General features: G+C 56.5%; 1 pseudogene. It reads left to right on the forward strand.

What is annotated here, in order from left to right:
* A pseudogene (locus tag P7F28_RS07955) lies at positions 1-616 on the forward strand (hypothetical protein); the annotation flags it as partial.

A 616-nucleotide genomic window follows, 5' to 3' on the forward strand; every position in this document is an offset into this window, starting at 1 on the left:
GTGTTTGGGACTGGACATGAGGACTTTGCCGGAGCGAAGTGGGAAGCGCAACTGCGCCATGAAGAGGCGATCGCGTGGCAGGTAGTGGTTGAAGGCAAGAGCACTGAGCACGAATTCTGCACGGGACGCGTCTTCCACACCGATATCGAACTCGACGATGCGCCCGATGGGCTGATGGTCATCGAAGTTATGCGTAATCTTATTTGTCAGGCGACGTCGTTCATTTACATCGAGAACCAGTTCTTCGTGTCTGGCTTCGTGTCCGAGCATACCGACAGCGACGCCCAGGCCAGCGATGTGAAAACAAGCCAGCCGCTTTCTGGGCCCGCTGCGCTTGTAGCAGGGAAGGGAGTGGCGCAGTGGTTCACAAGAAAGATGGCCAGTCACGAGTTCGAGGCGCCGAAGAACTTTATCTGCGAGGAACTGGGTAATCGCATCGGGCGCACGATCATGTCGGGGGTGAAGGAACACTTCCACGTCATCATCACGCTGCCGGTGCATCCCGAGGGTGCGCTGAATGACGGAACTGTAATGACGCAGATCCATTGGACGATGCAGTCGTTAGTGTTCGGCTCGTTTAGCCTGCTCAATCGGGTCCGGCGATTTATCAAGGCCC

Origin of the sequence: Caballeronia sp. BR00000012568055 (genome assembly GCF_029439455.1) — a bacterium.
Taxonomy (GTDB): Bacteria; Pseudomonadota; Gammaproteobacteria; order Burkholderiales; family Burkholderiaceae; genus Caballeronia.